Source organism: Martelella radicis, assembly GCF_014196625.1.
Lineage (GTDB): Bacteria > Pseudomonadota > Alphaproteobacteria > Rhizobiales > Rhizobiaceae > Martelella > Martelella radicis.
In genome coordinates this window covers 1-15,963 of record NZ_JACIDZ010000009.1, presented here as the reverse complement: position 1 = coordinate 15,963, position 15,963 = coordinate 1, and the positions used below count along the sequence as shown (strand labels likewise).

General features: G+C 62.6%; 14 protein-coding genes and 1 tRNA gene. 7 read left to right on the top strand and 8 right to left on the bottom strand.

The window, feature by feature from the left end; genetic code table 11:
* Positions 1-18: 18 nt before the first annotated feature.
* From GGR30_RS13555 to GGR30_RS13535, 5 genes are all read right to left on the bottom strand, one after another.
* The gene (locus GGR30_RS13555) at positions 19-207 is read right to left on the bottom strand and encodes a Trm112 family protein (RefSeq protein WP_138746539.1); all 189 of its coding nucleotides are present in this window, start codon (positions 205-207) and stop codon (positions 19-21) included.
* A gap of 10 nt (positions 208-217) precedes the next feature.
* Positions 218-883, bottom strand: a complete 666-nt coding sequence (locus GGR30_RS13550; RefSeq protein WP_183487167.1) for an LON peptidase substrate-binding domain-containing protein — start codon at positions 881-883, stop codon at positions 218-220.
* A 115-nt stretch (positions 884-998) separates the two neighbouring features.
* The gene (gene trxA, locus GGR30_RS13545) at positions 999-1,973 is read right to left on the bottom strand and encodes a thioredoxin (RefSeq protein WP_183487165.1); all 975 of its coding nucleotides are present in this window, start codon (positions 1,971-1,973) and stop codon (positions 999-1,001) included.
* Positions 1,974-2,031: 58 nt separating this feature from the next.
* Positions 2,032-2,535: a prolyl-tRNA synthetase associated domain-containing protein gene (locus GGR30_RS13540; RefSeq protein ID WP_183487163.1), complete on the bottom strand. Its 504-nt coding sequence runs from the start codon at positions 2,533-2,535 to the stop codon at positions 2,032-2,034.
* 121 nt (positions 2,536-2,656) lie between these two features.
* A complete protein-coding gene (locus tag GGR30_RS13535) occupies positions 2,657-4,246 on the bottom strand; it encodes a fucose isomerase (protein WP_183487161.1) in 1,590 nt (529 codons plus the stop codon).
* A 581-nt stretch (positions 4,247-4,827) separates the two neighbouring features.
* On the opposite strand from GGR30_RS13535, the gene GGR30_RS13530 reads away from it, so the two are divergent.
* Positions 4,828-4,902 (top strand) — tRNA-Gly (locus GGR30_RS13530).
* Between the two features lie 497 nt (positions 4,903-5,399).
* Positions 5,400-6,071 carry a sugar transferase gene (locus GGR30_RS13525; RefSeq protein ID WP_183487536.1) on the top strand — a complete coding sequence of 224 codons (672 nt, stop codon included), beginning with the start codon at positions 5,400-5,402 and terminating at the stop codon, positions 6,069-6,071.
* A gap of 167 nt (positions 6,072-6,238) precedes the next feature.
* Here GGR30_RS13525 and GGR30_RS13520 read toward each other — a convergent pair whose 3' ends face one another.
* The gene (locus tag GGR30_RS13520) at positions 6,239-7,726 is read right to left on the bottom strand and encodes a pyruvate kinase (RefSeq protein WP_246413872.1); all 1,488 of its coding nucleotides are present in this window, start codon (positions 7,724-7,726) and stop codon (positions 6,239-6,241) included.
* A 161-nt stretch (positions 7,727-7,887) separates the two neighbouring features.
* Between GGR30_RS13520 and lplAB the strand changes: the two genes are divergently transcribed.
* Both lplAB and GGR30_RS13510 read left to right on the top strand, forming a co-directional pair.
* Entirely contained in the window at positions 7,888-8,937 is a 1,050-nt protein-coding gene (lplAB, locus tag GGR30_RS13515) for a lipoate-protein ligase LplAB (protein WP_183487159.1), read from the top strand.
* 1 nt (position 8,938) lies between these two features.
* Positions 8,939-9,850: an N-acetylglucosamine kinase gene (locus tag GGR30_RS13510; RefSeq protein ID WP_183487157.1), complete on the top strand. Its 912-nt coding sequence runs from the start codon at positions 8,939-8,941 to the stop codon at positions 9,848-9,850.
* Here the strand turns inward: GGR30_RS13510 and GGR30_RS13505 are convergent.
* Entirely contained in the window at positions 9,832-10,887 is a 1,056-nt protein-coding gene (locus GGR30_RS13505; RefSeq protein WP_183487155.1) for a lysine-2,3-aminomutase-like protein, read from the bottom strand. The genes GGR30_RS13510 and GGR30_RS13505 overlap by 19 nt on opposite strands.
* 180 nt (positions 10,888-11,067) lie before the next feature.
* Here GGR30_RS13505 and GGR30_RS13500 point away from each other — a divergent pair, with 180 nt between their 5' ends.
* Together GGR30_RS13500 and GGR30_RS13495 are read left to right on the top strand one after the other, a co-directional pair.
* On the top strand, positions 11,068-12,780 hold the full coding sequence (locus GGR30_RS13500; RefSeq protein WP_183487153.1) for a thiamine pyrophosphate-binding protein: 1,713 nt from the start codon (positions 11,068-11,070) through the stop codon (positions 12,778-12,780).
* Between the two features lie 69 nt (positions 12,781-12,849).
* A complete protein-coding gene (locus GGR30_RS13495; protein ID WP_183487151.1) occupies positions 12,850-13,701 on the top strand; it encodes an IclR family transcriptional regulator in 852 nt (283 codons plus the stop codon).
* Between the two features lie 9 nt (positions 13,702-13,710).
* Here the strand turns inward: GGR30_RS13495 and GGR30_RS13490 are convergent, their stop codons facing one another.
* Positions 13,711-14,286: a nucleotidyltransferase family protein gene (locus GGR30_RS13490; RefSeq protein ID WP_183487149.1), complete on the bottom strand. Its 576-nt coding sequence runs from the start codon at positions 14,284-14,286 to the stop codon at positions 13,711-13,713.
* 314 nt (positions 14,287-14,600) lie between these two features.
* Here GGR30_RS13490 and GGR30_RS13485 point away from each other — a divergent pair, with 314 nt between their 5' ends.
* Positions 14,601-15,701 carry a glycerol dehydrogenase gene (locus tag GGR30_RS13485; protein ID WP_183487147.1) on the top strand — a complete coding sequence of 367 codons (1,101 nt, stop codon included), beginning with the start codon at positions 14,601-14,603 and terminating at the stop codon, positions 15,699-15,701.
* Positions 15,702-15,963 lie beyond the last annotated feature (262 nt).

Genomic DNA, 15,963 nt, shown 5'->3' with positions numbered 1-15,963 from the left:
GCCAGGCTTTCCGAATGCTTAAACCTCGATCGGCCTCGCCTCGGATGCGAGCATGATCGGCACGCCGTCGCGAATGGGATAGGCAAGCCGCGCCTTTTGCGAGACGAGCTCCTGGCGCTCGGCATCATAGGTGAGCCTGCCCTTGGTCACCGGGCAGACGAGAAGCTCCAGCATTTTCGGATCGATCCCGGCATCCTTCTTGGCCATGGCCGGTCGCCTATTGCAGCTTGTCGCCGGGATCGCCGGCAAGCGCGAATTCGATGATCGCCACGAACAGCTCGGCCCGGGTCTTCAGGTCCGGCGCTTCCAGCAGGGCCTGTTTTTCCGCCGGTCCGAAGGGTGCCATCATCGAAAGCGAATTCACCAGCGTCAGATTGCCCGCCTGCTCGATATGCTCCCACTCCGTCTCCAGCCCCTCTGCCTCGAGATAATCCCTGAAGGCCTCCAGAAGAGCGGCGCGGTCGACGCTTTCCTCCTGCGCCTCCAGATTGAGATCGCCCATGAAGGGCGCGATCTCGAAACTGCGGAAGGGTTTTGCCGTGCGCACTTCCTCGATCAGCCGGACCCGGCAGATGCCGGTCAGCGCCACGAGATAGCGCCCGTCGCCGGTCTCGGCAAACGAGGTGACCCGGCCGACGCAGCCGATATTGGAAAGCGGCGTGGCGTCATTGACGCTCAGCGTCTCGTCGTGGTGGGCGGGCTGGACCATGGCGATCAGCCGGTTGCCCGAGATCGCCTGGTCGACCATCGCCAGATAGCGCGGCTCGAAGATGTTGAGCGGCAATTGCCCCTGCGGCAGCAACAATCCGCCCGTCAGCGGAAACACCGGAACCACCTCCGGCAAGTCCTTCCGCGTCAGATATCGGGCATTGCCAACCTGCATGGAACGTGTCCCTCTAAAGCGCGTCCAAGAAAAGTGGAAACCGGTTTTCCGTCCGGACGCGCGGAAAAACAAAAGCTTAGAGCGTGTTCGCGATTCACGTCAACGCGGACATGCTCTAAGAAAACAGGATCGTCGACAGCCTGCGGCGCGCGGTGATCGTCGCCGGGTCCTTTGGACCCCAGGCTTCGAAGAAGGCGATCAGCTGCTTGCGCGCGCCGTCGTCCTCGAATTCGCGATCCTTGCGCATGATCGTCAGAAGGTGTTCGGCAGCCTCGTCACGCTTGCCTTCGGCATTGCGCACCTTGGCAAGCTTCATGCGGGCGGCGTGATCATCGGCGTTCAGAGCGAGCGCATGCTCAAGCTCTGCCGGATCGCCGAACTTGCGGGCCTCCTCGATCTGCTCGATGCGGGCGGAAAGCGCCTTGATAGCGTCGTCGTCCTTCAGTTCTTCCGGCACCTGGTCGAGCACCTGCTTGGCGCGATCGATCTGACCGGCGGCCACCATGCAGCGGCCGATGCCGGCAAGCGCCTTCGGGTTTTCCGGATCGGCCTGCATGACGGCGGCAAAAAGCTGGCCGGCCTCCTGCAGCTTTTCTTCCGCCAGAAGCTGTTCGGCCTGATCAAGCGCCGAGGCGATTTCGGCCTTGCGGTCCTGTTCGGACGGGCTTTTGTCGGAGAGCTTGTTGATGAATTCGTTCACCTGGCTTTCCGGCACCGCGCCCATGAAACCATCAACCGGCTGACCGTTGGAGAAGGCGATGACGGCGGGAATGGACTGGATGCCGAGCTGGCCGGCGATTGCCGGGTGATCGTCGATATTCATCTTGACCAGCTTGACCTTGCCGCCGGCCGCCGTCACGGCCTTCTCGATGACCGGACCCAACTGCTTGCACGGGCCGCACCAGGGCGCCCAGAAATCCACCAGCACGGGCTGGGTGCGCGATTCCTCGATGACATCCTTGCCGAAATCGGCCGTGGTCGTGTCCTTGATCAGCCCGCCGGGCGGCGTTGCGCCATTGGAGGCGCCATCAGCCGATACGTTCATCTGGCCGCCGAAGGAACCGCCATATGGATTGTCAAAACCGCTCATCACTATCTCCCCGTCTGGCCCGAAGGGCCAATTCCTGTCTTCGTTTGTAGATCGTGTGTCACGCCGTCACTTTCAAGACAAGCGGCTCGTGCCCGGTCGCCCGGATGAAGCGCAGCAGATCATCGCGCCCGATCGAAGTGGTCGCGGTGTTGCGCAAGGGATGGCAATTGATGGTCTCGTTCTCCATCAGGTCGGCGTCGAGAATGAAGGTGACCTGATGCGCCGTGTCGTTGATCGCGCCAAGTGCAGTGACCGAGCCCGGCTCGACGCCGAGATAGTCCATCATCGCGTCCGGCTTGCCGAAGGAGACCCTGCCCGACGCGCCGATCAGATTGTGCACCTGTTTCAGATCCACCGTCGCATATTCCTCGACGGTGAGCAGGAAATAGCGGCTCTTCTTGTCCTTGACGAACAGGTTCTTGGTGTGGCCGCCCGGAATTTCCTCGCGCAGATCATCGCCCTCGGCAACGGTGAAGACCGCGCGGTGCTCGCGGTTCTCGTAAGGGATCCCGAGTTCATCGAGGAAGGCGAAGAGGTCGTCGGCGGTCTTGGTCTCGGTCATGGCGGCTGGCACTTTGCGAAGGCGTGATAATAGTCGCGCCTGTTTCACCACCATTCAGGCCCAAATGCAACAATGGCCCCGCTTGCGCGGAGCCATTACGAAAATGCCGATGAGGACGACCTCAGACGCCGCAAAGGCTGACCGTCATGCCCATCTTCGCCGCCAGAGCCGCCTTGGCCATCATCGCCTTGTCGGCTTCTTCGGCGGAAAGCGCATAGACGACCTGGATGTGGTTCGCCTTGTGGCGGGCCATCATCTGGTCGCGGGAAACGCCGGTCAGCACCGCGTTCATGATCGGCCAGGGATAATCCGTGGCGCGGCTGCGACGCTCGCATTCTTCCGCCGGCAGCTTGACCGCCTGGCCGCGGCCGATATCCATGTGAAGCGCGCCGTCCTTGACGAAGACGCGGCTCCAGACGATCTCGCCGGGCTTGGCATAGCCCTTCAGCGTGCCGCCGCCGAAGGGGAAGAACATGGAAGGCTGACGATAGCTTTCGGAACCGGCCCAGCCGCCCTCGTGGTGAGCAGGCGGCACGGCGCCGGAAATCTCGAACACCCAGACGAAATCGTCGCGCGAGCCGGACTTGTCGGCATCGCCCCAGCGCAGGTCGTGCAACGTCGTTTCCACCGGCTGGCCGAGCGCGCGGTGCAGGCGATTGGTCAGCACCGCATCAAGGCCTGCGCATTCATCAACCTCGTTGAAATGCACGATCGCCTGGCCGTCGCGGATGATCGAGCCGTCAGCGCGCGCAACCGGCGGGCGCTCGTCATTGTTGAGCATGCCCTCGACCAGATCGGAGGCCGGCAACAGGTCCTTCAGCCCCTGCTGGTACTGGATGCCGATCGCCTCGCAGCCGAAGAAGTCGGCAAGGCGGACGGCGGCGATATACATGCGGCACTGGTCGATGACCTGATCCTCGGTCAGTTCCTCCTTCGGATCGGAGCCGAAATGGAAGGTCATGCCCTTGTCGAGCATCCACTGATAGGCCGCGCGCGCTTCCTCTTCGGGAACCTGTTTGGTCGCATGGTAGAGGGCCGACTGCGACAGCCGCTCCTTGAACACGCCGATCGGCATCAGCATCTCGTCGGGGATGATGGCGTTGTACATGCCCATGCAGCCCTCGTCGAAGACGCCCATGATCACCTTGTTGCCGGCCATGTCGGCGGCGATGTCATCGGCAAGACGTGCAAGCTCGGCGGGCACCGCCGCCGCATCGAACGGGCGGACATGGCTTTCGTCGTGGGCGATCGTGCCGGTATCGAGCCAGCTTTTCAGGCCATTGCGGAAGAAATCATCCTCGAAGGTCTCGCTCCAGAGCGAGGAATAGGCGATGCCGGCCTTGGTCAGCGAACCGTTGAGGTTCAGGAGGCCGACGAGGCCCGGCCACTGCCCCGACCAGTTGGCGACCGTCAGGATCGGCCCCTTGTGCGAGGAAAGCCCCGGCAGGACGTGGTGGGAATACTGCCAGACGGCCTCCGCCACGATGATCGGCGCGTTCGGATCGATCGTCCTGAACACATCCATGCCCTCGCGCTGGGTGGCAATGAAGCCGTGGCCTTCCGGCTTTACCGGATGGGCGCGCTTCAGCGTGTGTCCCATTTCTGCAACGACGGTGGCGAGCTTGTCCTCCATCGCCTTCTGCGTCGGCCAGCATTTGGTATTGGCGCTCTCGCGCAGGTCGCCGCTGGCCACCAGCATGATATCGGTCATTTCATTCCTCCCGATTGTCGTGAAAACGAAGCCTGCCGCCATGGTCGACACCGCCGCGGAGGTCGATGTCGAAAAAGCGATAAAACCACGTTTTTCGCTTGCAAATTCGTGTCAGCAACCTTGTTAGCGCCGGACACGACGCTTGTCCAGAAGGAAACCGAACCGTTTTTCGGGTGGCTGGCACTTCGCCCTCGCCCAGCTTGCGGCCTTAAGCGGCCCCGGACCCGCCCCACCTCTTTCGCGACATGAAAACGCAAAGCCGCCAAGTCTCCCATCGGCCTGCCGCCGAAGGGCTTAAGCGGGCTTAAACCGCCGGCGCCGCAAGCGCTTTTCAAGGCTACAGGCCGCCGCCAGGCAGGGGTGAAGCCATGCCAGAACGTCCAGCAGGCGCGCGAGCACGTTTCGGTGAAACATGGTTCTGCTCTAAGTAACTGAAAATGATGCGGTATTTTCTGACTGCAAAAAAAAACAGAAATCCGCCATTTGCCTGTTGCATTTGAAATCGGCTTAGGCCATATACGCCCTCGTCGCCGACATGGTGACGCAACCGGTCACTGACTTACCCCGGACCGGTTTGATGAGCGGGTGTAGCTCAGGGGTAGAGCACAACCTTGCCAAGGTTGGGGTCGAGGGTTCGAATCCCTTCGCCCGCTCCAGTTTTCCTCCACTTTGATTTTAGGTTTGTATCGCGCTCTGGCGCGAGAAATAGTTCGTTCGGTTTCGTGGTCCCGATATGGCCTGTCGAGCGTTTTAATGCGCCGCCGCGGGCTCGGATGGCAGGCGAGCTATGCATGGCGGACAAACCTGAGAGTTGGCTCGGCGCGACATCCGAGATCAGCGTGCGCGACGGCGTCTGCTTCCGGCGGTTGACAAAATCCAGGAAAACACAATAATTCCAATTACCTAACAATAGAGAGGCGAGATTGCCCTGAAAAGAGAGCGGCGAACTCCAGTTTACGGGAAGGTTAAACAGCCCTGTTTCCGGCGAATGCAGATCAAAAAAGCGGCATTGGCTGATGACTTTTTTGATGGAACAAGGTAGAGTTCCAAACATTCAATTCTTCTTAACAATATAAACGATTGCAAACACACAGAGGGTGCTTCAGTGAGCGCGGCGGATTTTCAGGCCTCCCCCACGGCCCATGTACAGGAGATGACCTCTCTGCCTCGACGGGCATTTGGCCATGAGCTTGTATTTACTGACAATTCCAGAAAACGAAAACTACAGCTGGCGCTGAAGCGCCTGTTTGATATATCCATTTCCTTTGGAGCGCTGGTTGCGCTGTCGCCGCTTTTTCTAGTGGTGGCAATCCTCATCAAGACGGATAGCCCCGGCCCGGTTTTCTTCAGCCAGGTCCGCTGGGGGCGTTACGGCAAGAAGATCAACATCTTCAAGTTCCGCTCCATGCGCAACGACCTCGGCGACAAGACTGGCGTCAAGCAGACGGTCGAGAACGATCCGCGCATCACCAGGATCGGCGCTTTCCTGCGACGCACGAATATCGACGAATTGCCGCAGCTCTTCAACGTCCTGCGCGGCGACATGTCGCTTATCGGCCCACGCTGCCACGCAGTCGGCATGCTGGCGAGCGGCATGCTGTTTGAGGAACTCGTGCCGGAATACCACCAGCGCCATATCATGCGGCCGGGTCTCAGCGGCCTTGCGCAGATCAGGGGGTGGCGCGGGCCGACGACGCGACGTGGCGAGGCGCGCGCCCGCATCATGTGCGACCTCTACTACGTGTCAAACTACAGCTTCATGCTCGACATGCAGATCCTTCTGGCGACCCTGCGCTCGGAAATCGGCCGAGGCACCGGGTTCTAGGACATTATGCGGTCCCCGCAATCTCGCTCAAGAACAGCTTGTTAATGCGGTTTCGCGCTTCCATGGAGGGCGGAACCGCTTTCACGTGAAGGGCCGCGCCCTGCATGAATGGTTGCCGCCCGTGTGGTGACGGACGATGCTTTCGGTCTGCGGAAATTTCGCCCGCTCTACCAGCTTTTCAGGGCTCTCAGTTCCGGCGTCTTCTTGAACATGTGCTCGTCCATGCGGGCGAGCAGTGTATCGAGCGTGGAGACCCCCTCGCCGACGGCCGGCCCCTTGTTCAGCATCACGCATTCAGCCCGCGCGCCCATGGCCGCATCGGTCATTTCGCCGCGTGAGGGCACGCCGGACTTGACCAGGTTTTCCAGAACCTGCGTCGCCCAGATCACCGGCACGCCCGCCGCCTCGCATATCCACAGGATCTCCTCCTGCATTTCAGCCAGCCGCTCGAAGCCGATCTCGGCGGCCAGATCGCCGCGCGCGATCATCACGGCGAACTCCCGTCTGCCGGCCGCGCGCGCAATGAGCGCCGGCAGGTTCTTCACCGCCTCCGGCCGCTCGATCTTGGCGACCACGCCGAGACCCGGATTGCCGTTTCCGCCCGCGCCCAGCTCCCGATCGAGAAGGTCGAGGTCATCCGGCCGCGAGACGAAGGAATAGCCGACCATATCGGCGCATTCGATCACGGTGGCGATATCGCCCTCATCCTTGGCCGTCAGCGGCGAGAGCCCGAGCGCGGTATCGGGAAGGTTGATGCCTTTTTCAGGCTTCAGTCGCGCCCCGTTCGCCTTGGCGCGTTCCACCCTGATCACCGCCATGCCGTCGGCAGCCTCCGTCACCACGGTCTGCAGCTTGCCGTCGTCGTAGAGCACGCGGTCGCCAACCTTCAGCCGCGTCACCATTTCCGGCAGCGATACGCTGACGGCGAAACGGACATCATCGAAAAGCGACGGCTCGCCCGAAGCGACCAGGCGAATGCGGTCGCCGACATTTGCCTTCAGCTTGCGTTCCGCGAGCAGGACCTGCTCAGTACGGATCTTGGGGCCGGCGATATCCATCAGCACGGTGATGCGCCGTCCGGCCGCATCGCCCGCCGCCCGCACGTGCTTCGCCATGGCCCGCCAGGCCTCCGGCCCGTCATGGGCGCAGTTGATGCGGGCGATATCCATGCCGCGGCGCACGAGATCGGCGACGAAGGCCGGGTCTTCCGCCGCCTCGCTCGCAAGCGTCACCATGATGCGGCTGCGCCGATGTGCCGGCGGAGGGCCGAACATCAGGTCGGTCGCCTGCTCCAGACGCGCCTCGCCCGCGAAGAATTCTTCCACCGATGGCAGCGGCACGGGGCTCTGCCGGCCCGCGCGCGCGGCGAGGGCGACCAGCACCGCATCAAGCGTCGGCAGAACCCGGCTTTCCAGCCGGCCAAGCGAGGACAGTCCATGACGCATCAGCGCGCGTTGCAGCGGACGCACGTCATGATGGCGCAGCGCCAGGTAATGCGCCAGATTGACAATGTCCGGCAGCCCGGCAGCCTCCGGCCCGAAACCCTGCAGGATGGGTCGCGCCTCGTTCACCACCAGATCGCGCAGGCTTTCCACCCGCTCCGTCAGGCCCCACACATCATCCATGTCTGCAAAATGTTCGAAGGCAACCATCATCGTCTCCTCCCTTTCTCATCCTCACACCAGATAGACCGATTTTCACGACCATTCCATGACAGGGATCATCGGGCGGCAACGCTTGCGCCGGGCGGACCGGCGGGTCTATGGAAGAGCGACCGGTTTTCCGGCTTTTGAATGCAAGGCAGGAGTTTCATAGGATGCATGGCGAATACAAGGTTCCCGGCGGCAAGCTGGTGGTCGCCGATGTCGAGGTGCGTGACGACAGGCTTTCTGATGTCCAGATAGCCGGCGACTTCTTCCTCGAACCGCCGGAGGCGCTTTCCGACCTCTGCGCCGCCCTTTCAGGAATGCCGGCGGCAAGCTCGGCTGAATCCATGGTCGCGGCGCTGAAGGCGAAATTGCGACCGGACGCCGCGCTGATCGGCTTCAGTGTCGAGTCCGTGGCTATCGCCGTGCGCCGGGCTTTGGGCGCAGCCAAGACCTGGCGTGATTTCGAGTGGGAAATCATCGACACCGGCGCGGAGACCCCGGCCATGCATCTCGCCATCGACGACGTTCTGGCGCGCGCCGTTGCCGAGGGCCGTCGCGCGCCGACGCTGCGCTTCTGGGAATGGGAGCGCCCCGCGATCATCATCGGCGCGTTCCAGTCGCTGAAGAGCGAGGTCGACCTGGAAGCGACCGAACGGCTTGGCGTCGTGACCGTGCGCCGGGTGACCGGCGGCGGCGCAATGTTCGTCGAACCGGGCACGGCAATCACCTATTCCCTTTATGCGCCGGGCGAGCTGGTCGACGGCATGAGTTTTGCCGACAGCTATGCCTTTCTCGACAACTGGGTGCTGAAGGCGCTCAATGATCTGGGCGTCGATGCCTTCTACAAGCCACTCAACGACATTGCGAGCTCGAAGGGCAAGATCGGCGGCGCGGCGCAGAAACGCTATGGCGGAGGCACCGTGCTGCATCATGTGACCATGGCCTATGACATGGATGCCGACAAGATGATGCAGGTGTTGAGGATCGGGCGTGAGAAGCTCTCAGACAAGGGCACAAAGAGCGCGGCCAAGCGCGTCGACCCCGTGCGCAGCCAGACCGGCCTTGACCGCCGGGAGGTAATCGACCGGATGAAGACGACCTTTATCGAGCTCAACGGTGGCCGGAAGGGCGCCGTCACGCCGGAGGAGTACAAGGCGGCCGAAGCGCTCGCGACGGAAAAGTTCGCGACGCCCGAATGGCTGGCCGTGGTCCCCTGAAATGAGAGCGAGGCGCGGTCTGTTCCTCGGATGCGACATAGGCGGCACCGCCGCTCGCTTCGCCGTCATTGACGAGGCCGGACGGCTCGTAAGGCGAGGTGCCGCGCCCGGAGCAAGCGCCCTTCTCGCGACACCCGGCGACCGGGCGCGGCTTGAGGCGAGTTTCGCCCGTATCGGCGCCAGTCTTCCCCATCCGGTCCATGCCGCAGCGATCGGGCTTTCGGGTTATGGTCCGGAGGCATTTACCGAACTGGCCGGCATGATCGCGAAAGAGACCGGCATCGCGCCGGAATGCTTGACGCTTCTGGACGATGTCGCGCTTGCCTACCGCGTCCTGTTTCAGCCGGGCGAAGGCCATCTGGTCGCTGCTGGCACCGGCGTGATCGGCACCCATTTCAGCGCCGACGGGTCAAGGCTGCGTATCGGCGGGCGCGGACTTCTGCTTGATGACGCGGGTTCGGGCGGCTGGATCGCACTCACCGCCCTTCGCGCGCTCTACCGCAGGCTGGATGAGGATGGCATATACGGCGACATGGCCGGCCTTGCCACATGCCTGTTCGATGCGATCGGCAGCGATGACTGGGCGGCGGTGAAACACCTCATCTATGGCGGCGACCGAGGACGGATCGCATCGCTTTCGCTGGCGATCGCCAAAGCGGCGGAGGCCGGCGACCGGTTTTCACAGGAGCTTCTGGAAGAGGCCGGCCGCGAACTCGCCCGGCTCGGCAATGTCCTGATCGCGCGCGCCGGCAGCCGGCCTTTGGCCTTTATCGGCGGCGTTCTGAAACTATCGCCGGTGATCAGCGAAACGATTGCGGACAACCTCTCCGGATCCGCGTGCTTCCCTCACATCGATGTTGCCGAGGGTGCGGCAAGGCTCGCTCTCGAAGGCATTCAGCGCCAGTCCGAATAGCGATGATGCGCGCCCTGATAATCCTCGATCTGATAGTCGCCCGCCTCCAGATCTTCCAGATAGACAGGCCCGATCGGCACCTTGCCGTGACCGCCCGGAATATCGAGCACATAGGTCGGAAGGCACAGCCCGGACAAACGGCCCCGCAAGGCCCGCATGATCTCCTGACCGCGCGCGATCGGCACGGCGAAATGGCTCACGCCCTTCGCGTGATCGAGGTGATGCAGGTAGTAGGGTTTCACCCGGTTGGCCAGAAGCGTGCGGAACAGCGCGGCAAGGGTTTCGGTTTCGTCGTTGACGCCCTTCAGCAGCACGGTTTGCGAAAAAAGAGGAATGCCGGCGTCGACCAGACGGGCCAGCCCGGAGCGGACATCCTCCGTCAATTCGCGGGCGTGGTTGACGTGGACAACGATGTTGACTGTCTTGCCGGCGCCTTTCAGAGCCGCAACGAGCCCGTCCGTGATGCGTTCGGGGGCAACCATCGGCGCGCGGGTGTGAAAGCGAATGACACCGACATGGCCGATCGCGCCGAGCGCCTTCATCAAGGCTCCAAGCCGCCGGTCTGACAGAACCAGAGGGTCGCCGCCCGAAAGGATGACCTCGAATATCGCCTCGTGACTGCGGATATAGTCGAGCGCCGCCTCAAGCTCGGCGCTGTCGAGCGTCGCCTCCGGCTTGCCGACCATCTCCCGGCGAAAGCAGAAACGGCAATAGACCTGACAGCTGTGGGTCGGCTTCAAGAGCAGGCGATCAGGATAGCGATGGGTGATGCCTTTTACGCGTTCGAACACCTGATCGCCAATCGGGTCTTCGCTCTCATCGTCATGATGGTCGAGCTCGCGGGCATCCGGCACATATTGGGCGCGCAGCGGATCCTCGGGGCCGGAGCGCCTCAGCTCCTCCAGCACATGGGCGGGAATGCGGATGCGGAAGTTTTCTCCGACAGCGTCCAGAGCGGCTTGATCCTCAGGCCGCACCAGAGCGCGATCCACGAGGCCCGCCGCATTCACCACCGCTTTCGCGCCATTCTTCGTCATCTCTGTCCGTCTCGCCGTCGGGCCGCGGCCGCCGACCCTCGCCAAACCGCCTTCTACGTCATCCGAACGGCAAATCAAAGAGCGCGTCGTCATCGAAATAAATTCACATAACAATACATAATTGCGCTTGGCAGAATTAAATGGATGTTTTAGGTTGCGAGCCAGAATGGGAGGAAATCCATGAAAACCAATGAAGGCGTCATCAAAACATTCATCGAGGCCGGCATCACGCGCGGCTTCACCCTGCCGGGTCTCGGCATTACCTGGTCGCTGCCGGCCTTTTTCGACCGCAAGGACGAATTCGAACTGGTGCTGGCGCGCTCGGAACAGTCGGCCTCCGTCATGGCCCAGGTGGCGGGCAAGCTCACCGGCAAGCCCGGCCTCTTGATGGCACAGGGCCCGTTTGCTTCCTCCACGGGAGCCTTCGGCATTCTGGAGGCCTATTTTTCCTCGTCGCCCATGGTCGTTCTGACCGACACGTCCTGCTATGACGGTTTCGCCCAGCACGGCGTCTACCAGACCATGACCGGCGACTACGGCGCGGGCGACGCCTTTGCCGTGATGAAGACGATGACCAAATACGCCACCTATGCGACGACCCCGCAGGAGGCGATCTACGGCACGCAGCTAGCCGTCAAGCACGCGGCCACCCCGCGCCAGGGGCCTGCCGCCGTGGTCATGCGCACCAATATCATCAAGGAGGATGTGCCCGACCATCCGCGCGCCAAGCTCTATCCGACGGAAGGCTATCTGCGCTCGACGCCGATGAAGCCCGATGGTGATGCGCTGGCAGCTATTGCCGAAGCGCTGAAGACGGCCGAACGGCCGGTCATCATCGCCGGCAACGGCATCTATATGAGCCGTTCGGGCGAAAAACTCTCCCGCCTCGCCAATCGCGAGGGCATTGCGGTTGCCTCCAGCTATCACGGCAAGGGCACGATCGACGAGACAACGCCCGTTGCCGTCGGCATGATGGGCAACTGGGCGGCAAAATCGGCAAACCGCATGGTGCAGGCCGCCGACCTGATCCTCGTGCTCGGCTGCAGCCTCGGGCCGGAATATACCCGTTTCCGCGACGAGAAGATGATGCGGCCGGGCGAGCAGAAAATCATCCAGGTCGATATCGACCCGCTGCAGGCGGGCTGGGTCCTGCCGGTAGACATGGCGGTGACTGCCGATGTCGCCGATGTCGTCTCCTTCCTTCTCGACCGCCCCGGCGTCGATCAGGTCCGCGCCGAAAAGCGCAAGGATTTCATCACCGCGCTCAAGGCCGAGAACCGCTATGGCGACCTCCCGCACTACAAGACCAGGCCCGGCACGGTGCACTATGCCGATATCATGCGCGGCCTCGACGGTTTCCTGACACCCGAAGACCTGCTGACGCTTGATGCCGGCACCAACCGCATCTGGGCGACCTCGTCGCTGCCGCTGCGCTCTCCGCACCAGCTTGTCGCACCCGGCGGGATCGGCGGCATGGGCTGGTCGACGCCGGCTGCGACCGGTGCCAAGATTACCTGCCCGGAAAAACGCGTGACTGGCGTGATCGGCGATGGCGGCTTCGTCATGACCATGGACGCGATCGCGACGGCTGCCGAACACAATCTCGATGTGGTCTATGTCGTTGCCAACAATGCCGGGCTCGGCATGGTGCGAGACAATCTCGGCAACAAGGCAATCGGCGTCAATTTCGGCGACCATGACTTCGCCAAGGTGGCCGAAGGGCTTGGCGGCAGCGGCATGACGGTGACGGAGGCCGATCAGATCGGCGATGCATTGCGCGAGGCGCATTCTCGCGGCGGTCCGGTGGTGCTCGACGTCAAGGTCGACCCTGCAGCCAGCCATCGCGACTGCTCGGACTATGACGACCTGCCGGACAATGTTTCGCTGAAATAGGCGAAACCTGCTGCGGCAAGCCCCGAAAACACAATGACAAATGGACGTTCGATGGGCTAAACAGGCACGATGAGCGAGGAAAACGAAAAAAGCGGCCAGCCGGTCAAACGGCGCGGCCGCCCCCGGCAGGACATTGGAGCCGCAGCCATCAACGAGGAACGCCCCTTCGTCAGTTCGCTGGCGCGGGGTCTTTCCATCCTGAGAGCATTCAGGGCCGAGGACAAGGTTCTCGGCACGCAGGCGCTTGCCGAGCGCACGGGGCTGCACAAGACGACCGTTTCGCGCCTGCTCGGCACGCTGACCAAGCTCGGCTATCTCCGTTACATGCCCGAATACGGCAAATATGCCGTCTCAAACGAGGTGCTCACCCTCGGCTATGCCGCAATCGGTCGCTTCGGCTTCGGCGAGCTGGTGCGCTCGCACATGGACCAGCTTGCCGAAAACGGCGATTGCGTGGTGGCGCTTTCCGTTCGCGACGGGGCCGAGATGATGTTTGTCGAACTGGTGCGCCGGCCGACGGCGGTAGCGCTCAACCTCAATGTCGGCTCGCGCATTCCGCTTGCCGAGAGCGCGCCCGGGCGAGCCCATCTTTTTGCCCTGACAGAAGAAGACCGCGCGGCCGCGTTCAAGCTCCTGAAGGGCGTGCACGGCGCGGCATGGGAGCGGGAAAAGAAACCGCGTCTCGAAGCGGCGCTCGAGCGCATGGCCCAGACCGGCTATTCGGAATCCTTCGGCGAATGGGTTTCCGGGCACAACGCCATCGGCGTGGTGCTGCACGCACCGATGACCGGCGACATCTACACGCTGAGCGTAGGCGGCAACGCCCACAACCTGACGGAGGAAAGGCTGAAGGCCACGCATCTGCCGATGCTCATGCGTGCCGCCCAGGAGATATCCGCCCTTTCCGGCAGCAATTTCTGACCGGCTGGCTCAGCCGTCCCAGCCGATCACCTCGAGCTCCGGCCAGAGCGCCAGCCAGCGCTCCGCCTTGTTCTCGTAGACCTCGCGCGAGGCCTGCGTCTTGTTCGGACGCACGGTTGCGTTCATCAGGTCTGAAAGGCCGAAGGGTGCATCGCATTGCCACCGCCCGGCAACAGGCCTGACGCCGATCGAGGTGGCGGTGGCCGGAAAGGTGGTGATCGCGTCCGAAACGCTGTCATAGGGCTCGATGCCATAGCCGAAGCGATCTGCGTACCACAGATGCACGCGGGCCTGGTTCTTCACGTCGATCCAGGCGGGAACGCCCTCGAACATGGCCCTGACCCGCGCCGCCTCACGCGCCTCGCCGCGTTCGGAAAGGTCACCGGCATCGAAATAGACAATGTCGATATCGGCAATCCCGTGGCCGGGGTCGTACCCGAAGCGCCGGTTCCAGACCGTCTGCGCCAGCGCGCCTGCCACCAGCCAGCAGTCCGGCAGGTCGATCCGGTCGAAATTCTCCAGAATGGGTGAAAGCACGGGGCTTTCCGAGAGAGCGGCCGCAAGCCGCGCGCATTGGTCGTCCATCGAAGTCCTCTTCAGGTCCGGATTCCCGGAGCCTTGCCAAGGCTTGTCCGAAAATCTGACGATTGCAAGCTCCGATCCGGTGGAAAGGCAAATTCCCTAGCGCTTTCAGTCCCGCCGGCCTGTTATTTGCAAAGTGAGGGGCAAGTCGACCGAAAATTGCCAAAAAGCAATTGAAATAAAACAACAAATTTCCGGATATTTTGCTTGAAATGGCCGCATTGCGGGTCTTTCCTGAGGCTGTGACCGGCAGCGCCTGTCGGCGCGTCCGATCATGCTGTGCGCGGATCAACCGCGGCAAAGATTGGAGGCTCACAATGATCTCGACAACCATTTTTCCCGGACGCTATGTCCAGGGCGCCGATGCGATCGGCCAGTTCAGCGCGGAAATCGCACGGCTCGGCACGTCGGCGCTCGCCATCGTCGACAAGGGCGTGACGGCGCTGGTCGGCGATGCGACCACTACCGACGACAAGGCGACGATCGCCGTGGAGGCATTCAACGGCGAATGCTCGGACGAGGAAATCGCGCGCATCGGCAAGCGCGTCGCGACCGAAAGCGCCGATGTAATCGCCGGCATCGGCGGCGGCAAGGCGCTTGATACGGCCAAGGCCGTGGCCCATGCAGCGGGTCTTCCCGTCGTCATCGTGCCGACGCTTGCATCCACCGACGCACCCTGCTCGGCGCTTTCGGTGATCTATACGGCCGAAGGCGCCTTCAAGCGCTATCTGGTGCTGCCGAAGAACCCGGACGTCGTGCTGGTCGACACGCAACTGATCGTCGGCGCGCCGGTGCGTCTGTTCGTCGCCGGCATGGGCGACGCGCTGTCCACCTGGTTCGAGGCCGAGGATTGCCGCCATACGCAAAGCGCCAACATGACCGGCCGCGTCGGCTCGATGACCGCCTACGGCCTTGCCCGCATGTGCTTTGACACCCTGCTGGCCGATGGCGCGGCGGCCAAGGCGGCGGCCTCGCAGAAGATCGTGACACCCGAATTCGAGCGGGTGGTGGAAGCCAACACGCTGCTTTCCGGCCTCGGTTTCGAAAGCGGCGGCCTTTCCGGCGCGCACGCGATCCATAACGGTCTCACGGCGCTTCCCGGCACGCATGCCTATTGGCACGGCGAGAAGGTCGCGATCGGCACGCAGGCGCTCGTGATGCTGACGAAACGCCCGCGGGAGATCGTCGAGGCCGTCTATGGCTTCTCGGAGGCGATCGGCCTGCCGATGACGCTTGCGGATATCGGCATTGGCGATGCCAGCGACGCCGATCTTCTCAAGGTGGCGAAGCTTGCCTGCGACCCGGCCGACACGATGGGCAATGTGCCCGGCTCCGTAAAGCCCGAAGACGTCGCCGCCGCCATCAGGGCCGCCGACGCCGAAGGGCGCAGCCGCAAGGCAAAACGGCTTGCCGCATGAAACGCCGATGAGGCGTTTCAAGGGCTGGGCGCTAAGCCCGGCTCGCACGGATGAGGCAAACCAGCATCCCTATCCCGTCACCCCGGCCTTGAGCCGGGGTCCAGGGCCAAGTGATAGAAGGTTCATCTTAGACTCTTTTCAGAGGTGATCTTTTGTCCCTCTCGTGCCGCCCTGGCAACTGTATTGTTTTGTACCTGTTCAGGCTGGTTTGTACATGGTCTGATCTCTTAGCATTGCGTTTGCAAGGGTTAGGATTTTTCGT